At 58.5% G+C, this 17426-nt stretch carries 19 protein-coding genes; 8 read left to right on the top strand and 11 right to left on the bottom strand.

Annotation, left to right across the window (positions count from 1 at the left end; translation table 11 throughout):
- Positions 1-73: 73 nt before the first annotated feature.
- The 4 genes from AC2FNU_RS01870 (at position 74) to yddG (ending at position 4269) form a co-directional block, all read left to right on the top strand.
- Positions 74-1249 (top strand): acetyl-CoA C-acetyltransferase, encoded by a 1176-nt coding sequence (locus tag AC2FNU_RS01870; protein WP_170795517.1) that lies wholly within the window; start codon positions 74-76, stop codon positions 1247-1249.
- A gap of 187 nt (positions 1250-1436) precedes the next feature.
- Complete coding sequence (phbB, locus tag AC2FNU_RS01865) at positions 1437-2159, top strand: acetoacetyl-CoA reductase (protein ID WP_171093728.1); 723 nt, start codon at positions 1437-1439, stop codon at positions 2157-2159.
- Between the two features lie 299 nt (positions 2160-2458).
- On the top strand, positions 2459-3406 hold the full coding sequence (locus AC2FNU_RS01860) for a transcriptional regulator GcvA (RefSeq protein WP_496784442.1): 948 nt from the start codon (positions 2459-2461) through the stop codon (positions 3404-3406).
- Entirely contained in the window at positions 3403-4269 is an 867-nt protein-coding gene (yddG, locus tag AC2FNU_RS01855) for an aromatic amino acid exporter YddG (RefSeq protein WP_496784441.1), read from the top strand. The genes AC2FNU_RS01860 and yddG overlap by 4 nt, the downstream gene beginning before the upstream one ends.
- Here the strand turns inward: yddG and AC2FNU_RS01850 are convergent.
- The 3 genes from AC2FNU_RS01850 to AC2FNU_RS01840 form a co-directional block, all read right to left on the bottom strand.
- On the bottom strand, positions 4266-4430 hold the full coding sequence (locus tag AC2FNU_RS01850; protein WP_083445267.1) for a YdcH family protein: 165 nt from the start codon (positions 4428-4430) through the stop codon (positions 4266-4268). The genes yddG and AC2FNU_RS01850 overlap by 4 nt on opposite strands.
- 131 nt (positions 4431-4561) lie before the next feature.
- Positions 4562-5326 carry a tRNA1(Val) (adenine(37)-N6)-methyltransferase gene (locus tag AC2FNU_RS01845; protein ID WP_496784440.1) on the bottom strand — a complete coding sequence of 255 codons (765 nt, stop codon included), beginning with the start codon at positions 5324-5326 and terminating at the stop codon, positions 4562-4564.
- Entirely contained in the window at positions 5323-5538 is a 216-nt protein-coding gene (locus tag AC2FNU_RS01840; RefSeq protein ID WP_152456800.1) for a putative signal transducing protein, read from the bottom strand. Before AC2FNU_RS01840 ends, AC2FNU_RS01845 begins: the two co-directional genes overlap by 4 nt.
- Before the next feature lie 56 nt (positions 5539-5594).
- Between AC2FNU_RS01840 and AC2FNU_RS01835 the strand changes: the two genes are divergently transcribed.
- The gene (locus AC2FNU_RS01835; protein ID WP_496784439.1) at positions 5595-6593 is read left to right on the top strand and encodes a polyprenyl synthetase family protein; all 999 of its coding nucleotides are present in this window, start codon (positions 5595-5597) and stop codon (positions 6591-6593) included.
- On the opposite strand, the gene AC2FNU_RS01830 is transcribed toward AC2FNU_RS01835, so the two are convergent.
- The 4 genes from AC2FNU_RS01830 to soxR all read right to left on the bottom strand — a co-directional run bounded on the left by AC2FNU_RS01830 (position 6586) and on the right by soxR (position 11455).
- The gene (locus tag AC2FNU_RS01830) at positions 6586-7407 is read right to left on the bottom strand and encodes a 4-(cytidine 5'-diphospho)-2-C-methyl-D-erythritol kinase (protein ID WP_496784438.1); all 822 of its coding nucleotides are present in this window, start codon (positions 7405-7407) and stop codon (positions 6586-6588) included. The two genes, AC2FNU_RS01835 and AC2FNU_RS01830, sit on opposite strands and share 8 nt — an antisense overlap.
- Positions 7397-9067 carry a tetratricopeptide repeat protein gene (locus tag AC2FNU_RS01825; protein ID WP_496784466.1) on the bottom strand — a complete coding sequence of 557 codons (1671 nt, stop codon included), beginning with the start codon at positions 9065-9067 and terminating at the stop codon, positions 7397-7399. The genes AC2FNU_RS01830 and AC2FNU_RS01825 overlap by 11 nt, the downstream gene beginning before the upstream one ends.
- Before the next feature lie 146 nt (positions 9068-9213).
- Positions 9214-10863 carry an electron transfer flavoprotein-ubiquinone oxidoreductase gene (locus tag AC2FNU_RS01820; RefSeq protein ID WP_496784437.1) on the bottom strand — a complete coding sequence of 550 codons (1650 nt, stop codon included), beginning with the start codon at positions 10861-10863 and terminating at the stop codon, positions 9214-9216.
- A 136-nt stretch (positions 10864-10999) separates the two neighbouring features.
- Entirely contained in the window at positions 11000-11455 is a 456-nt protein-coding gene (gene soxR, locus AC2FNU_RS01815) for a redox-sensitive transcriptional activator SoxR (RefSeq protein ID WP_496784436.1), read from the bottom strand.
- Positions 11456-11541: 86 nt separating this feature from the next.
- On the opposite strand from soxR, the gene AC2FNU_RS01810 reads away from it, so the two are divergent.
- From AC2FNU_RS01810 to AC2FNU_RS01800, 3 genes are all read left to right on the top strand, one after another.
- A complete protein-coding gene (locus AC2FNU_RS01810) occupies positions 11542-11922 on the top strand; it encodes a VOC family protein (protein ID WP_496784435.1) in 381 nt (126 codons plus the stop codon).
- Positions 11923-12156: 234 nt separating this feature from the next.
- Positions 12157-12627: a transcription elongation factor GreA gene (greA, locus tag AC2FNU_RS01805; RefSeq protein WP_171669074.1), complete on the top strand. Its 471-nt coding sequence runs from the start codon at positions 12157-12159 to the stop codon at positions 12625-12627.
- A 14-nt stretch (positions 12628-12641) separates the two neighbouring features.
- A complete protein-coding gene (locus AC2FNU_RS01800; RefSeq protein ID WP_496784434.1) occupies positions 12642-13637 on the top strand; it encodes a hypothetical protein in 996 nt (331 codons plus the stop codon).
- Here AC2FNU_RS01800 and AC2FNU_RS01795 read toward each other — a convergent pair.
- From AC2FNU_RS01795 to mobA, 4 genes are read right to left on the bottom strand one after another with little or no spacing between them, the layout of a single operon-like run.
- The gene (locus AC2FNU_RS01795) at positions 13634-14227 is read right to left on the bottom strand and encodes a GNAT family N-acetyltransferase (protein ID WP_496784433.1); all 594 of its coding nucleotides are present in this window, start codon (positions 14225-14227) and stop codon (positions 13634-13636) included. The two genes, AC2FNU_RS01800 and AC2FNU_RS01795, sit on opposite strands and share 4 nt — an antisense overlap.
- The gene (locus tag AC2FNU_RS01790; protein ID WP_496784465.1) at positions 14224-16269 is read right to left on the bottom strand and encodes a molybdopterin-binding protein; all 2046 of its coding nucleotides are present in this window, start codon (positions 16267-16269) and stop codon (positions 14224-14226) included. Before AC2FNU_RS01790 ends, AC2FNU_RS01795 begins: the two co-directional genes overlap by 4 nt.
- A gap of 20 nt (positions 16270-16289) precedes the next feature.
- Positions 16290-16781: a molybdopterin-guanine dinucleotide biosynthesis protein B gene (gene mobB, locus AC2FNU_RS01785; RefSeq protein WP_496784432.1), complete on the bottom strand. Its 492-nt coding sequence runs from the start codon at positions 16779-16781 to the stop codon at positions 16290-16292.
- Positions 16778-17422, bottom strand: a complete 645-nt coding sequence (mobA, locus tag AC2FNU_RS01780; protein WP_496784431.1) for a molybdenum cofactor guanylyltransferase MobA — start codon at positions 17420-17422, stop codon at positions 16778-16780. Before mobA ends, mobB begins: the two co-directional genes overlap by 4 nt.
- Positions 17423-17426 lie beyond the last annotated feature (4 nt).

Raw genomic sequence — 17426 nt, 5'->3', positions numbered from 1 at the left:
TTGTTTCGGGGGGCACCTCTCGACCTGCGCCGTCAGAAATTCCGCTGGCCCATGACGGTAAAGGACTGATCATATGACCAATGTAGTAATCGCATCCGCTGCACGCACAGGCGTCGGCAGCTTTGGTGGTTCATTTGCGAACACCCCTGCACATGATCTGGGCGCTGCCGTCCTGGAAGCAGTTGTAGAGCGCGCCGGAGTTGACAAAGGCGAAGTCAGCGAAACCATCATGGGGCAGGTTTTGACAGCCGCCCAGGGGCAGAACCCCGCACGTCAGGCCCACATCAACGCCGGTCTGCCGCAGGAAAGCGCGGCCTGGGGGATCAACCAGGTGTGTGGATCGGGTCTGCGCGCTGTCGCACTGGGCGCTCAGCACATTCAGCTGGGTGACGCAGACATCGTCGCCGCCGGTGGTCAGGAAAACATGACCCTGTCGCCCCACGCCGCCGCTTTGCGTGCAGGCCACAAGATGGGAGACATGAAGTACATCGACACAATGATCCGCGACGGTTTGTGGGATGCCTTCAACGGGTATCACATGGGTCAGACTGCCGAGAACGTGGCCGAGAAATGGCAGATCAGCCGTGATCAGCAGGACGAATTCGCAGTTGCTTCGCAGAACAAGGCCGAAGCCGCCCAGAAGGCTGGCAAGTTCGCGGATGAGATCGTGCCCTTCACCATCAAGACCCGCAAAGGCGACATCGTGATGGACAAGGACGAATACATCCGCCACGGAGCGACCATTGAAGCCATGGGCAAACTGCGCCCGGCCTTCACCAAAGATGGTTCGGTCACCGCCGCCAACGCGTCGGGCCTGAATGACGGTGCCGCCGCGACGCTACTGATGTCGGCAGAAAACGCCGAGAAGCGCGGGATCGAGCCGCTGGCCCGCATCGCGTCCTACGCAACCGCCGGTCTGGACCCGTCGATCATGGGCGTCGGCCCGATCTACGCCTCGCGCAAGGCACTGGAAAAGGCAGGCTGGTCGGTTGACGATCTGGATCTGGTTGAGGCCAACGAAGCCTTTGCCGCACAGGCCTGCGCCGTGAACAAGGACATGGGCTGGGATCCGTCGATCGTAAACGTCAACGGTGGCGCTATCGCCATCGGTCACCCGATCGGCGCGTCGGGCTGCCGTGTCCTGAACACGCTTCTCTTCGAAATGAAGCGCCGCGACGCCAAGAAGGGTCTGGCGACCCTCTGCATCGGTGGCGGCATGGGTGTCGCGCTGTGTGTGGAGCGCGACTAAGTGCACTGAAACCAAAATATCAAAGGGCGTCCGTCGGACGCCCTTTTTTGTTACAAAAGGCTCATACCCCTTGGATGCGACGATATTGCCACCCGAAAAGGCACAGCCTACGACGAAACAATATTGCGCACGATCACCTCTCAGAGTAACAGCATTACCAAGACGACTAAAATTGAAGGAGTCATAAATGGCACGTACAGCACTCGTAACCGGCGGATCCCGCGGCATCGGCGCAGCAATTTCCAAGGCGTTGAAAGCCGAAGGATACAATGTTGCCGCCACCTATGCAGGCAATGACGAAGCCGCCGCGAAGTTCACCGAAGAAACAGGTATCAAGACCTATAAGTGGAACGTCGCTGATTATGACGAATCCAAAGCGGGCATCGAAAAAGTCGAAGCCGAGGTTGGCCCCATCGACATCGTTGTCGCCAACGCGGGTATCACGCGTGACGCACCGTTTCATAAAATGACGCCAGATCAGTGGAAAGACGTGATCGACACCAACCTGACCGGCGTATTCAACACCGTTCACCCCGTTTGGCCTGGCATGCGCGAGCGCAAGTTCGGGCGCGTGATCGTCATCAGCTCGATCAACGGCCAGAAGGGTCAGTTCGCACAAGTGAACTATGCTGCAACAAAAGCAGGTGATCTGGGCATCGTGAAATCGTTGGCGCAAGAAGGTGCGCGGGCGGGCATCACAGCAAACGCGATCTGCCCCGGCTACATTGCAACCGAAATGGTTATGGCGGTCCCCGAGAAAGTGCGCGAATCCATCATCGGCCAGATCCCGGCCGGTCGCCTGGGTGAACCCGAAGAAATCGCACGTTGCGTGGCATTCCTGGCCTCGGACGATTCGCAGTTCATCAACGGCTCGACCATCTCGGCCAATGGTGCGCAGTTCTTCGTCTGATTCATTGATCAGTCAAAAAAAACGGGCCGGTCCTTTTGGACCGGCCCTTTTTTATCCCGTAAGATCGCGCGCGCTGCGATCAGCGGGAACCGAAAATGCGCTTCCAGAATTGCCAAATCACACGGCTGCGTTCTTGATGGGCGCGCAGGATTGCCATTTGGGCGGCGGGATTTGTTGTCATCTCGATCATGGCTGTCTCCTATTCAAATCAGTTTTGTTTGACCTGATGTGAATATGAGGGTTACGTGGTAAAGCTACAAACGAGCTTTCTTGGATATTCAGTTAAGATTTACTTGACTATGAGCGACTATCTTCCCCCTCTGACTGCGCTTCGTGCGTTTGACGCTGCAGCCCGGCATATGTCTTTCGCAAAAGCCGCGGCAGAGCTGCATGTGACGCCAGCGGCCTTGTCCTTTCAGATCAAATCGCTTGAGGAACATCTGGGCCGACCATTGTTTCGCCGTCTGAACCGCGCCGTTGAGCTGACCGAGGCAGGCCGTGCTCTGGCACCCGGTGCAGCGGAAGGCTTTGCCACATTGCAAGCCGCGTGGCGTGCCGTGCGCAGGCAGGAAGATGACACCAGCCTGACTGTGACCGCCGGTCCCGCGCTGACGGCCAAATGGCTGGCACCCCGACTTTACGAGTTTGCCCGCGCGCACCCAGAGATCGATCTGAAGTTCTCGGCCACTCTGCGCAACATGGACCTTGAGCGGGACGATGTGGATGTCGCCATCCGCTTTGGGAATTCCGCTGACGAAGGGCTGTATTCTGTCCCTGTGCGAAAGGAATGGCTGACCCCTGTCATGACCCCAGAGTTGGCGGAACAATTCGACACTCCGGAAAGCCTGAGACACGCCCCGTTGATCCATGACGATTCGATCAGTTTCCTGACCCCGCCCTGCGACTGGCCAGCCTGGTTCCTCGCCGTAGGGGTCGATTTCACCCCAACTCATGGCGCGCATTTTTCAAATGCCGATCACGCGATTGATGCCGCCGTCGCAGGGGTTGGCGTGGCGCTTGGACGTCGCGCCATGATTCTCAAGGATTTGACCGAAGGCCGCTTGGTCGCGCCGTTCAAGGTGGCTTTGGAAACACAGGGGCGGTTCCGGTTTCTTTGCCTTCCTGGGGCCGAGAAGAAACCTCAGATCGCAGCGTTTCGCGATTGGTTCCTGACCGAGATTGAAAAAACCGCGCATATATCGGATGAGTTCAAGATTGTACCGATAGAAGAGGTTTCCAACCGATGACCAGAATGCGGGCTACGGCCATCGGTTTTGTAGCCGTCTTGCTGTGGGCTTTGCTGGCTTTGTTCACGGTCGGGTCTGCTCCCACGCCGCCATTATTGCTGAACACAATATGCTTTACGATTGGCGGTACACTTGGATTGATCTGGGCCGCTGCCACCGGCGGGTTGAGCAGTTTGAAACGGGTTCCCTGGACCACCTACTTGTTTGGCGCTTTGGGTTTGTTCGGGTATCACGCCCTGTATTTTTCTGCCCTGCGCATGGCCCCGGCGGCCGAGGCTGGTCTGATCGCCTATCTCTGGCCTTTGCTTATTGTGCTTCTGTCCGGCCTGCTGCCGGGCGAACATCTGCGTATTGGCCACTTGGTCGGGGCTTGTCTTGGCTTTGCAGGGGCGGCCGTAATCATCGCAGGTGGCGGCGGCGCTGGCTTTCAGGCCCAATACCTGCCCGGATATTTATTGGCATTGCTCTGCGCTCTGACATGGTCTGGCTATTCCGTTTTGTCCCGTAAACTTGGCGACACGCCCACCAGTTCGGTCGCAGTGTTTTGCCTTGCAGCCGCACTGGCGTCTGGCCTGCTGCATCTAGCTGTCGAAGACACAGTGTTTCCGGTCACACCCCTTGGCTGGGCCTCGGTTCTGGCGCTTGGCCTCGGGCCTGTGGGACTTGCATTTTATGTCTGGGACATTGGGGTCAAGCAAGGCGACATTCAAATGCTGGGCACCTCGTCTTACGCGGCCCCATTATTGTCAACGCTGGCTTTGGTTGTGGCCGGGATCGCCGCCCCGTCCTGGGGGCTTGCGATCGCGGCCTTGTTGATCACCGGCGGGGCCTTGATCGCGGCCCGCGCCAGCCTGAAGTCTTAGGCAGACAGGCGTTCGATCTCTTCCTTTAGTTTGAGCTTCTGTTTCTTCAACTGAGCAATATGGAGATCATCAATGCCCGGCGAGCGTTGGGCTTGTTCCACTTCGAGACCGAGAGATTCGTGCTTTTTCTTCAGTTCCGTCAGATGTGCGCTCACGCTCATTGCGATCCTCCTTGTTTACGTGTCTGTAGTTCACGTAAGAAGTTGACCACATCGTTTCCACCCTGTCACGCCGCACAAGCACAGAATCTGTAATAAATCCGACAAAATCGGCTGGTCATTGCCGATTGATGTCAGAACCGAGGCAACGCGGCGGCCTGCCGAAGCACTGCGGAAACCTGCTCGGTATAGCTTTCGCCATCCGTTTCATGGCGTTCACCCGTGTGAAGAATCAAAGGTGCGTGGAGGCGAAATGCCGCACGACCGCTTTTGCGCGCCCTTAATATCACCAGTTCGGCCTCACGACCTGTACGCGCACTAAGAGGCAACACTTCAACCGAACCCAGCCTGCCCGCGCAGGCCGCGATCATATCCGGCAGGCGCTCTGCCTTTTGGATCATGTGAAGATACCCTTGCGGAGCCAGACGTTTGGCCGCTACGGAAATCCAGTCACGCAAGGGCGTGTCTTCCCCCAAAGCGATACTGCGGCCGGCGTCGTCGGCGCGACTATGTGCGCCGGCCCGGTAATAGGGGGGATTGGCAATGACATGATCGAACTGAAGCTGCCGGATGTCTGTTGGTAAAGCTGTCAGGTCTGCTTCGACCAAATCCAGATCTACACCGTTCATTTCTGCGTTCCGACGCGCCAAGTCTGCATAGGCGGGCTGTAACTCGACCCCGGTCAGCTTCAGACCCGGCACCCGAGCGGACAGGCACAGAATAGCAGCCCCCGCGCCACAGCCCAGCTCTAACACCGACTGGCCGGTCCGGGCAGGCACTGACGCGGCCAGAAAAACGGGGTCTACCCCAGCGCGATAACCGGACACGGGTTGCAATATGCGCACCCGGCCACCCAGGAAATCGTTGCAGGTCAGATCATTGTCTTCAAAGCGGGTCATCGGCCCAGCGGAATCTCGTTATCTCGCATCACACGTTCAGCGCGAGTCAGGTCTTCGGACCGCACCATCAGGCGGCGCGGAAAGATTCCGATGCCGCCTTCGAGGATGCTCATATTTACGTCCATCTGAAAGCAGTCTATATCCTCGCCTTCAAGAAGAGCGGATGCAAAGGCCAGGATTGTCGGATCGGTACTGCGCAATAGTTCTTTCATGGGGATGGATGTAAGGGCAAGGCGAGGCGGAAGTCGAGCCTTGTATCAGGAGTGTGATGACCGTCGACATGATTTCAAAACCGCATGAGCGCCTCGCCGAACTATTGGCGGGCGAGATGGAGGCCGTGAACGGCCTGATCCGCACGCGGATGGCGTCGGACCATGCGCCGCGAATCCCGGAGGTGACGCAACATCTTGTGGAAGCGGGCGGAAAGCGACTGCGTCCAATGCTGACATTGGCGGCGGCGCGCCTGTTTGGGTACACCGGTGATCACCACGTGCGGCTTGCGGCCACGGTCGAATTTATCCACACTGCGACGCTGTTGCATGACGATGTGGTAGACGAAAGCGCCCAACGGCGCGGTCGTCCAACTGCAAACTTGCTGTGGGACAACAAATCCAGCGTACTGGTCGGCGATTACCTGTTTTCACGCAGCTTCCAGCTGATGGTCGAAACCGGCTCGCTACGCGTTCTGGACATTCTGGCCAACGCCTCGGCCACGATTGCCGAAGGCGAAGTGCTGCAGATGACAGCTGCGACCGATCTGCGCACGGATGAGAGCGTCTATCTGCAGGTTGTTCGCGGCAAGACAGCCGCCCTGTTTTCCGCCGCAACCGAGGTGGGTGGCGTGATCGCTGGCGCGTCTGAAGAACAGGTCAAAGCCTTGTTCGACTATGGTGACGCACTGGGAATCGCCTTCCAGATCGCGGACGACCTGCTGGACTATCAGGGCGACAGCAAGGCAACCGGAAAGAACGTGGGCGACGACTTCCGCGAGCGTAAGCTGACCCTTCCCGTGATCAAAGCCGTGGCCCAGGCCACGCCGGACGAGCGTGTTTTCTGGGAACGGACGATTGAAAAGGGGCGTCAGCAGGACGGGGACCTGGATCATGCGCTGCGTTTGATGGGCAAATACGCCACGCTGGAAGAAACCCGGCAAGACGCCTTGGGTTGGGCGAACAAGGCCAAGGCATCGCTGGATGTGTTGCCGGATCACGAAATTCGCAGCCTGCTGCGTGAGCTGGCGGACTACGTGGTCTCGCGCCTCAATTGAGCTGTGTGGCGCGGCACCACCAGCCGGGATGGGCTGCGCCAACCTCATAAGCAGCAAAATGCGCGTCTTTCATCGTCGGATACAACGCAAAGCAGGTTGATCCCGACCCCGACATACGCGCGATAAGAGCGCGATTGGTTGTTTGAAGCTCGTCCAGAACCTGTTCAATCTCGCGCGCAGCGCCCATGGCGGGCAGTTCCAAGTCGTTACGCTGATCGCTTAGCCACAAGGCGCAGTCGTTGACGTTTTGAAACTCGGGGATGTTCTCAGGCATCGGCGGGTTGTCTCTGCTCGCCAGTGCGTTGAACACGGCCCCCGTTGGCACATGCACATTCGGATTGACCAACAACGCGGGCAACTGCGGAAGGTTTACGGCAACCAGTTGATCACCAATGCCTTGCAATCTGATCGCTCGGCCTTCCTTACAAACAGGCACATCTGCCCCCAGCGACAAGGGCAGATCCGGTGGGGTATCATAGCCTTGCCCAGCCAAAGCCCCAAGCGTGGCTGCAGCATCTGACGAGCCGCCCCCAATTCCCGCTCCGTGAGGCAAGGATTTGCTAAGATCGATATGCCCGGTCCAACCCACGCCTTCGGCCGCCTTCCACACCAGATTGCGGTTGTCCGCAGGCACCCCATCAGCAAACTCGCCGCGCACATCCATGGACAACGCGGGGCCGGGTTTGAACGTCAGTTGATCGCCCAAATCAGCAAAAACCACCAATGAATCCAACAGGTGATAGCCGTCTGCCCGACGGCCGGTCACATGCAGGGTCAGATTGATTTTGGCGGGCGCAAACGCCTTAATTTCCATTAGCGACCTTCAAAGGCTCTGCGCCTTCTTCGGCCAAAACGGCGTCCAGCCCAACTTCGATCTTGCGGCGAATGCGCTCTGGGTCGGCTTCACCATCCGTATCTTCGGGATCAATGAAGGACAGCGCCCGTTTCCACTGGAATTCAGCCTCGCGCGCACGGCCTACGGCCCAGTAAACATCGCCAAGATGGTCGTTCACCACCGGATCGACAGGCATCAGCTCCACGGCGCGTTCCATCTGCTCAACCGCTTCGTCATAGCGACCTAGACGGAACAGGACCCAGCCAAGGCTATCGACGATGTAGCCACTGTCCGGGCGGGCCGCCACGGCGCGTTGGATCATGTCCAGCGCTTCGTCCAGTTTCTCTTTACGCTCGACAAGCGAATAGCCCAGATAGTTCAAGACTTGCGGCTGGTCCGGGTTCAGTTCAAGCGCCCGCCGGAAGTCAGCTTCGGCCTGATCCCATTGTTTCAGCCGCTCATGGCTGATGCCACGGGCATAGTGAAGAAACCAGTTGCCGCCTGCTGCGTTGTCCGTCAGCCCGATTGCTGTGTCATAAGACGTTACTGCCGCCTGATAGTTTTCCTGACGTCGCTGCAGATCGGCCAATGCCACGTGAACACCCGGAAGGTCTGGGTCTTGCGCTGCAAGGTTTTGCAACACCTCAACGGCGGCATCGGTTTTACCCGAACGGTCCAGAACCTCGGCCCGACCCAGTTCAGCCGCGTGATGGTCGTTGCTGTCAGCGGGGACCATACGATAGGCTGTAACCGCCAGATCATATTGCTCCAGTTGATCCAGAAGGTCGGCGCTCAGCAGAGTGGCATCTACGTGATCAGGGCGTAAAAAACTGGCCAATCGTGTATATAGAAGAACGTAGTCCGGCGACGCTTCGGTATTCAGCGCAGCACCAACGGTAAAGAAAATCTCGGCCATGCCATCCCGTGCCGAGCGGACATGGGTGAAGGGGAGTGTTTCACCCGCTTCCAGCTGGCTGGTGTAGGTCTCTATGGTCGGGTCGCTACCAGCAACAAAGACGTCTTCGAGGAACTGAATGGCGTCTTCATTCTGATCCAGCTGTGACAGCACTTCGGTTCGCGCCAAAGCCGCCCGACGCGTGAAACGCGCCACCGCACCGTCATTGTCTGCAAAGATGGCCTCGGCCCCTTCAAAATCGCCGATCGAGGCCAATGCCATGGCCTTGTGATACAACGCAAACTCTTTCAGGCCGTCTTGCGTGGCTACAGTATCGAACTGCTGCATCGCCTTGGTCATTTCACCCTGGCCCAAATGGGCCCAGGCGACCATCAACCCGTCCACCAGCGGTCCGACACCCTGAGTTTCCGGATTGCGCGTCAATAGGACGTCATACTTGCCATCTGCAACCAAATTGGCCGCAATCGCCATGCGCGCGGCCTGACTGGGCAGGTTCGCTTCTTCGATCTGCTCGGCAACAGGTAAGGCGCGCTCAATCTCGCCCAGCGCTAGACGTGCCACCACAACGCTTTCCAAGAGCAACGGGTTTTGAGAATCGAATTTCAGAGCCTGTGCATAGTACCGCTCGGCGGCGGTATAATCACTTTCGTAAATTGCCTGCCGCCCGGCCAGATACGACCCTGCGCCCGAGTCTGAGAACGCCGGAACTGCGACCGACGACATGAGCAGCACGGACAGAGCCGCGCGACGAACCAGGGAAACCACCGAAATCCTGCCTTGCTATCGTTGACTGACAAACAAGCTAGGGCTTTGGCTGGCAAGAGGCAATGGCAGAGCCTTCACGACCCTGCCAGTGCCCAGTTTTTTGCTTACATGTTGGGATAGTTCGGACCGTCCCCACCCTGCGGCGTGGTCCAAGTGATGTTTTGGCTTGGATCCTTGATGTCGCAGGTTTTGCAGTGCACGCAGTTCTGGAAGTTGATGACGAATCGCGGACCGGTTGTCTCATCCTCGACCACCTCATAGACGCCAGCCGGGCAATAGCGCTGCGCTGGTTCGTCAAACTTGGGCAGGTTGACCTTCACCGGCACTTCGGGGTCGGCCAGACGCAAGTGGCAAGGCTGGGTTTCCTCGTGATTGGTCGCGGCGAAGGACACGTTGGTCAAGCGATCAAACGACAGCACGCCATCTGGTTTGGGGTAATCGATGGGCTGGTGCTTGCTTGCATCTTCGGTTGAGTCTGCATCGTTCTTGCCGTGTCCAACCGTCCCGAACAGCGAGAAGCCCAGCGTGTTGGTCCACATGTCCAGACCGCCCAGCATCAGCGATGCGGTCAGACCCCATTTCGACCAGATCGGCTTGACGTTCCGAACCTTCTTCAAATCGCTGCCAATGGGGCCATCGCGCACTTCGGTCTCGTATGCGGTCAGTTCATCGCCCGAACGCTCGGCCTTGATGGCGTCGAACGCGGCCTCTGCCGCGGCTTTACCCGACAGCATCGCGTTGTGGTTGCCCTTGATGCGCGGCACGTTGACCATGCCCGCCGAGCAGCCCAGCAGCGCCACACCCGGTGCCACCAGTTTCGGCATCGACTGATAGCCGCCTTCGGTGATTGCACGCGCGCCATAGGCCACACGCTTGCCGCCTTTCAGCAGGTCGGCCACCATCGGATGGTGCTTGAAGCGCTGGAATTCCATGTAGGGATACAGGTGCGGGTTTTTGTAGTTCAGGTGAACCACGAAACCGACATAGACCTGATTGTTTTCAAGGTGATAGATGAACGACCCGCCACCCGCGTTGTTACCCAGCGGCCAGCCCATCGTGTGCGTGACCGAACCTTCTTTGTGCTTGGCCGGGTCGATCTCCCAGATCTCTTTCATGCCAACGCCGTATTTCTGCACTTCCTTACCGGCTTGCAGGACATATTTGGCAATAACTTCCTTGGACAGCGAGCCGCGCACACCTTCCGACAGGAAGACATATTTCCCATGCAGTTCCATGCCCGGCTCGGTGTTGGGACCATAGGAGCCATCGGCTTCCAGACCAAAGACACCAGCAACAACGCCTTTGACTTCGCCGTTTTCGCCATAGACCAGTTCCGAACACGCCATACCCGGGAAGATTTCGACACCCAGTTCTTCAGCTTGTTCGGCCATCCAGCGGCAGACATTGCCCATCGACACGATATAGTTGCCGTGGTTGTTCATCAGCGGCGGCATCGGGAAGTTGGGGATACGCAGCTTGCCGGCTTCGCCCAGCATGTAGAAGTTGTCTTCATGCACAGGCACATTCAGCGGAGCGCCCTTTTCTTTCCAATCCGGGATCAGCGCGTCCAGACCACAGGGGTCAAGCACCGCACCCGACAGGATATGCGCGCCAACTTCCGAGCCTTTTTCCAGAACAACAACGTTCAGGTCGGCATCCAGCTGTTTCAGACGGATGGCCGCCGACAGGCCCGCAGGGCCTGCACCCACGATCACCACGTCGTATTCCATCGCTTCGCGTTCAATCTCGGCCATCGCGGGCTCCTTAGCTAACTTTCCGAATTGGCGCTTTCTACATGCGGTCGGCGCAATTTTGTTTCACGGCTGATTACATGGTTGCAAAGACCTTGGTCAATCGAAACACGGCGTAACAATGCCGCTATTCGACACTTCAAGCTTCTGGTGTGTCCCCCATCAGATATCTGGGACCGCTACCATTCGATTTTACCCGGTCATCGGGGTTGTAAAGCGCACATTTCGGCAGGCTGAGACACCCGCATCCGATGCACCCATCCAGATTGTCGCGCAACCGCGTCAGCGTATCGATTCGCTGATCCAGATGGGCACGAAGCTGAACGCTTATGGCCTTCCAATCCTGCGGCGTTGGGGTGCGGTTTCCAGGCAGGCCCGACAACACCGCGCGGATTTCCGGCAGGGTCAAACCGAACTGCTGCGCAATCATCACAAAGCTCAACCGCCGGATATCTGCCCGCTGATAGCGCCGCTGCCCGCCCGAGTTGCGCCAGGGCGAGATCAAACCCTGCGCCTCATAATAACGGATAGCCGATACCGCCAACCCGGTGCGCCGGGCCAATGCGCCGATTGCCAGCCCTTCTGATACAGCCATCACATCCTCAAAAAAAATTACCTTGACCTAAAGTTAGGTTTAGAAATTAGTTTGGGTCGGGACAAGCCTAAAAAACAGGAGATCCCATGATGGCGACACTTGAACATACCAACTTCACTGTCCGCGACCCGCAGGCTTCAGCCGCATGGATGGAGCAGGTCTTTGACTGGAAAACCCGCTGGGAAGGCCCCGCAATCGCAGGCGGGTACACCGTTCATGTCGGATCCGCGCACACTTATCTGGCGCTTTATAAACCTGATGACCCAAAACCGTCGGGGGAAAGCAGCTATGACGTCATAGGCGGGCTCAACCATGTCGGTGTTCTTGTTGAAGATATTAATGCGACCGAAGCAAAGGTGCGAAAGGCAGGGTTCGAGCCTCACAACCATGCAGACTACGAACCGGGGCGCAGGTTCTATTTCCGCGACGACAACGGCATCGAATTCGAGGTTGTGCAATATGATTGAAATGGTTTGGCTCTGCACCCCTTCGCAGCGATGGCGCAGGTCTCGGCACCCTGATCATCGCCACAGACCGCAGCCAAAATCCACAAGACGGCGCGAAGTTGCGAATTGATCGCTGCACCTGCTGTCTCCTCTTGCAATTCACGCAGTATTTGGGTCAGGTAATTGCCAACCCAATTTTCGCCCCGACGCTTCTGTGCGGCGGGGCGACTCAATTTATGCGTGGACGTAGAGAGTATGGAAAAGATCCCAATGACGCCTGCGGGCAATGCCGCGCTTGCGGCTGAGCTGAAAAACCTCAAATCCGTTGAACGCCCGGCGATCATCGAAGCGATTGCCTCGGCACGCGAACTGGGCGACCTGAAGGAAAATGCCGAGTATCACTCGGCCCGCGAAAAGCAGGGTTTCATCGAAGGTCGTATCAAAGAACTGGAAGGCATTCTGTCGCTGGCCGATGTCATTGATCCGGCAAAGCTCTCTGGGGCGGTTAAGTTCGGTGCAAAGGTGACCCTGGTCGATGAAGATACTGATGAAGAGAAAACCTGGCAGATCGTTGGCGAGTACGAAGCCAATATTGAAGCCGGCCTGCTGAACATCAAATCTCCCATCGCCCGCGCCCTGATCGGCAAAGACGAAGGCGACAGCGTCGAAGTGCGCACCCCCGGCGGCGTGCGTTCTTACGAAATTCTGAGTATCGAGTACGCCTGACCGGAGCGCATGTAATGTCGGGGCCCAAACCTGACCCGGAAACTGAAAAACCGACCTCGCTGGGCATCTATGATCGCCCAAAGGCGCCGTCTGTCACCGAGATTGAGATCGCGGCCCTTGTGCTCAGCCTGATCTGGCTGGTGGTGTCGGTTGTTTTTCTGGTGCTTCCCGAGCGGGGTCAAAACGGTGGGTTCATCGTCACCTTCCTGGCGGTGTTTATGCCCGTGGCCATGATCTGGGTCGCGGCCACAGCAATGCGTGCCGGCCGGGTCATGCGCGAAGAAAGCGCGCGGCTGCAAACGGCGATTGATGCGATCCGGCAGGCTTATGTGGCGCAGCAGCAACGCGCCTCCAGCACCTATGAACCCGCGGTGACCAAAAAGCTGGACGAGATCGCTGCGGCCACCCGGAATACCGAAAATGCACTTGCGACGTTTTCGACCAAACGCACCGCCCCGACTGCCAGTGCGACGCAAGCTTCCGCTCCGGGCGACCAAACCTCGCTCGAACTGGGAACACCTGCGGAAGACATCGCGCCGCCGCTCAGCACAGCCATTTTCATCCGTGCCCTGAACTTTCCGGAAACGCAGGATGACACCGAAGGCTTCAACGCATTGCGTGTCGCGCTGAAAGACCGCAAGACAGCGCAGCTTGTGCAAGCCTCGCAGGACGTTCTGACGCTGCTCAGCCAGGAAGGCATCTATATGGATGACCTGCGGCCCGATATGGCCCGGCCTGAAATCTGGCGTCAATTCGCCCAAGGCACACGCGGACGCGCTGTGGCCGCGTTAGGAGGTGTCCGCGACAGGTCCTCATTGGCGCTGACAGCGGCACGCATGAAACAGGACCCGATTTTTCGCGACGCGGCCCATCATTTCCTGCGTCGTTTTGACAAGATGATGGCCGAGTTTGAACCCACCGCAAGCGATGCGGAACTGAGCGCGCTGGGCGAAACCCGCACAGCACGTGCCTTTATGTTGCTGGGTCGCGTGGCTGGAACCTTCGACTAGGAATGTGCCACAGGCCAAGACATCTTGGTCGCGCTGCTAAAGCCGAAAAGGTATTTGAGCGGTCCGGTTTTTTCCTCAGCTACCGGCCGGAACCCTTCGCGCTCGTATAAGGCCCGGGCACGCGGGTTGGTATCGATTACATCCAGTTGAACCTCTGACATGTTCCGATCGCGGGCCTCTTGTTTAATGGCATTCAAAAGGGCCGTACCCACGCCTCTGCCTCGGGCTTCAGCAGCGACAAATATGCCGTCCATCTGAAAGACTTCCGGTTTCAAGTCACGTTCCAGCAGGCTTAATATGCAGGCGCGCCATACGGCCCCGAACCAGCCATAGATGCCTGCAAGATCAGACATGCTGCCTCCGGCCGAACCGCCGTCGCGCGTTTTGAACCCCGCCAACCCCAACATACAGCCTGTGTCATCTCGCGCGACGAGCGCGAAATTCGGGTTCAAAGCGATTTCAAAAAAGGCCAAACCTTTTTCATCTGGCCCCATGACCTTGTGCAGCTTGGCCGAGAACGCCTGCCAGAACAGCGCCGCGGCCTGAGCGCGTTCGTGATCAGCAAAACCTGCAGAAATCGCGATGGTCAAACACCAAAGCTCCCATACGGTATGAAACGCACGGTATCGCCCGGTTTGATGTGCCGCGCGCCATCCTCGATTTCGACCAGCCCTTCGGCCCAGCTGAGGCCACTGATCCGGCCCGAGCCTTCCGAGTGAAACACTTCGACGCGCCCATCCCGCATACGGGCGCGCAAGTATTCACGACGGCCCGGTTTTTTGCGTTTTTCAAATGCAGCAGGAACGTCAAACCCTTGCGGTTCCGTCCAGCCTTCGCCCGACATCAAGCTCAGCGCGGGGCGCGCAAAGATCAGCGTGCAGACCATGGCAGCCACCGGGTTGCCCGGCAGGCCAAACACCGGCACGCCTGACCACAAACCCAAAGCCAACGGACGCCCCGGCTTCAAGGCGATCCGCCAGTGCTGCATCGCCCCCGCCTCTTGCAACAGTGCCGACACATGATCTTCGTCACCTGCTGACGCGCCTCCGCTGGTCAGGATCACATCAGCCTGCCCCGCGGCTTGATCCAAACGGCCCCGCAGAGCATTCCGATCATCCGCGACACGCCCCACATCAACGGGCACAAATCCCATGCGTTCGATCAACGAAAGCAGCATCGGGCGGTTGGCATCGAAAATCTGTCCCGGAACCGCGCTATCTCCGGGTTCGATCAACTCATCCCCTGTCGAGACCACAGCCACACGCAGCGGCTGACGCACATTCACCTGCGCGATACCCACCGCAGACAGCAACGCAAGATCGGCAGGAGTCAACCGGCGCCCGGCGGGCAAAGCCATATCACCTGCCACCACATCTTCACCCGCGCGCCGCGTGTTCGCGCCTTTTTTCAACGGGCCTCGGAAGGCAATATGGCCGTCTTTGACCGTGACATCCTCTTCCAGAATGACCGTATCCACACCATCAGGCAGTGCAGCGCCCGTCAGGACACGCAAAGCCCAACCTTCGGGCACATGGCCGTCAAACGGGATTCCCGCCGCCGCGCGCCCATCCATCAGCGGCATGACCTGCGTGCCATCCGGTGCGGGGCCCGCAAACCCAAACCCGTCCACAGCCGTGTTGGGCTGGGGCGGATTGGAGCGTCGGGCGATCACATCTTCGGCCAGAATGCGGCCACTTGCCTTGGTCAGCGCAAGCGTTTCCACTGACGTGATCGGATGCAATCTGTCGCGAAGATAGGCCAACGCCTCGTCCACAGGTGTCCACTCCACCCCGGCAGGCAACGCGAAACAATCGTTTCGCAAAGGGGGTGGGGCTATGTTCGGCTTGTCCTGAGCTACACCCAATATCCAACCTTCCTCTGCCGCTGAGACATTCAATTGCGCATCCAACTCCTGCTCTGTCAAACGCGACAGAGTCAAGGCGACCTGTTCGACCTGCCAGGCATCCTTGATCCTTCCCTGCGGAGGTTTGCCTAAATTGAGCGAGGGCCAGACTTCCACAAAAGCAACTGGCCTATCCAGCGCTTCAAATGGCCAGATCGCGATCTTTCCCGCAAACCGGTGGCGGAGGCGGTTCAGAACCGGCAGCCCCATCATTACCTGCCCGCCGACTGCCCCCGCGCCTGCCATTTGCCAGCAGGTGAAGCTGCCTTTTGCCAAGGTTTCAACAATGCGGCGGTCCGGGAAAGGGTTGGAATAGTCCGTTTTCCTGCGCGGCAGACCGTCGATGTCTCGTCGCAATCCGTTCATCCAGAACGGGCCTTTTCCGCCAAACTTCAGGTTGATCCGGCCTGCCAGATCAAATCGGTTATTCGCCTTGGGCGTATCCTCAATATGCCGCTCGAACCAGTCCCACAAAACCAGGGGGTCGTCCGAACCCGTCACCGCCCGGGCAAACCCCGTTGGATAGCCAAACGGGAAATCGAATCCCAAAAACAGGCGGCGACCGGCCTCAAGCTCGGCACGGATCAGAGCCTCAAGCCATTCTTCTGCAACCACCCTGTTGCGCAGGTATTCGGGCTGCAAAACCTGCCCTTCGCGCACAGTACAGGCCCAAATTGCGTCTTTGCGCGGGGTCGGTCCGGTATCGTTTCCGCCAGACCAATCCACCATGGCAAAGGTCTGGAACAGGCTCACAAACCGACCTCTTTCAGGATGAAGTCCGCAATCCCGGCAGTGTCGTTCAAGTCGAAAACCGGGCGGTCCAGATCTAGCGGAGTGTCGCTGGCCACTGCCAGAATGGTCGTGTTCTTTGGGGCCATCAGCGCATGGCCCGCCTCAGCACGGAAAGCTTCGATCTTGGGGTGGCCTTCGCGCTTGAAACCTTCGATTAGCACCAGATCGACCGGGGCAAGCCGTGCAAGCAGATCAGCCAATGGCGGCTCGGGCGCGCCGCGCAGCTCTTGCATCACGGCAATGCGCTGACCTGAGGCAAGTAGTACCTCGCTGGCCCCTGCGACGCGGTGGCGGTGACTGTCGGTGCCGGGTTGATCCACATCGACACTGTGATGCGCATGTTTGACAGTCGAAACCGTAAAGCCCCGGCCTGCGATCTCGGCCACCAGCCGTTCCATCAGTCCGGTTTTGCCAGCATTCTTCCAGCCGGTGACGCCAAAGACCCTCATGCCTGCTCCAACAATGTCCGGGCGTGATCCAGATCTTCGGGCGTGTTGACGTTGAAGAACGGATCAAACGGATCGGCATCGAACAACGCCTCACGCCCATCATGTTTGTCTGTCCATAACACCACCTTGCGCAACCCGTCCGTCAGCGCCGCCCGCAGATCATCGCGCAGCGCGACGGGCCAGAGGCCGAATGTCGGATGCCGGTTGACCCGTCTGCCGCCGCCGGATTTCAGCGCCTCGTCGCCGGTGCGCGGGGTTGTGGCCAGAACCAGAGGGTGCACCTGACCCTCTGCCGCATCTTGCAATCGCACCACTAAATCGCGCGGGAAGAATGGTGTGTCTGCAGCGGCGGTCACAATGCTGTCTGCCCCTTGTTCTGCCGCCCAATCGAGCCCGGCCAGCACCCCGGCCAAAGGCCCCGCGAACCCTTCGATTGTGTCAGGAAGCACAGGCAGGTTCAGGTCGGAAAACCGCGCAGGATCACCATTGGCATTCAGCGCCAGCCCACTGACCTGTGGCGACAGGCGTTCGATCACATGGGACAACAGGCTTTGCCCATCGATCTGCAACAAGCCCTTGTCGCCACCACCCATTCGGGTTGCCTGCCCACCTGCGAGTATAATGCCGAGGGTTTTTTTCATCACG

It is taken from the genome of Ruegeria sp. BHSB064, assembly GCF_059613205.1.
The sequence above is the reverse complement of the archived record's forward strand: the minus strand, read 5'-3'. Positions and strand labels throughout refer to the sequence as shown.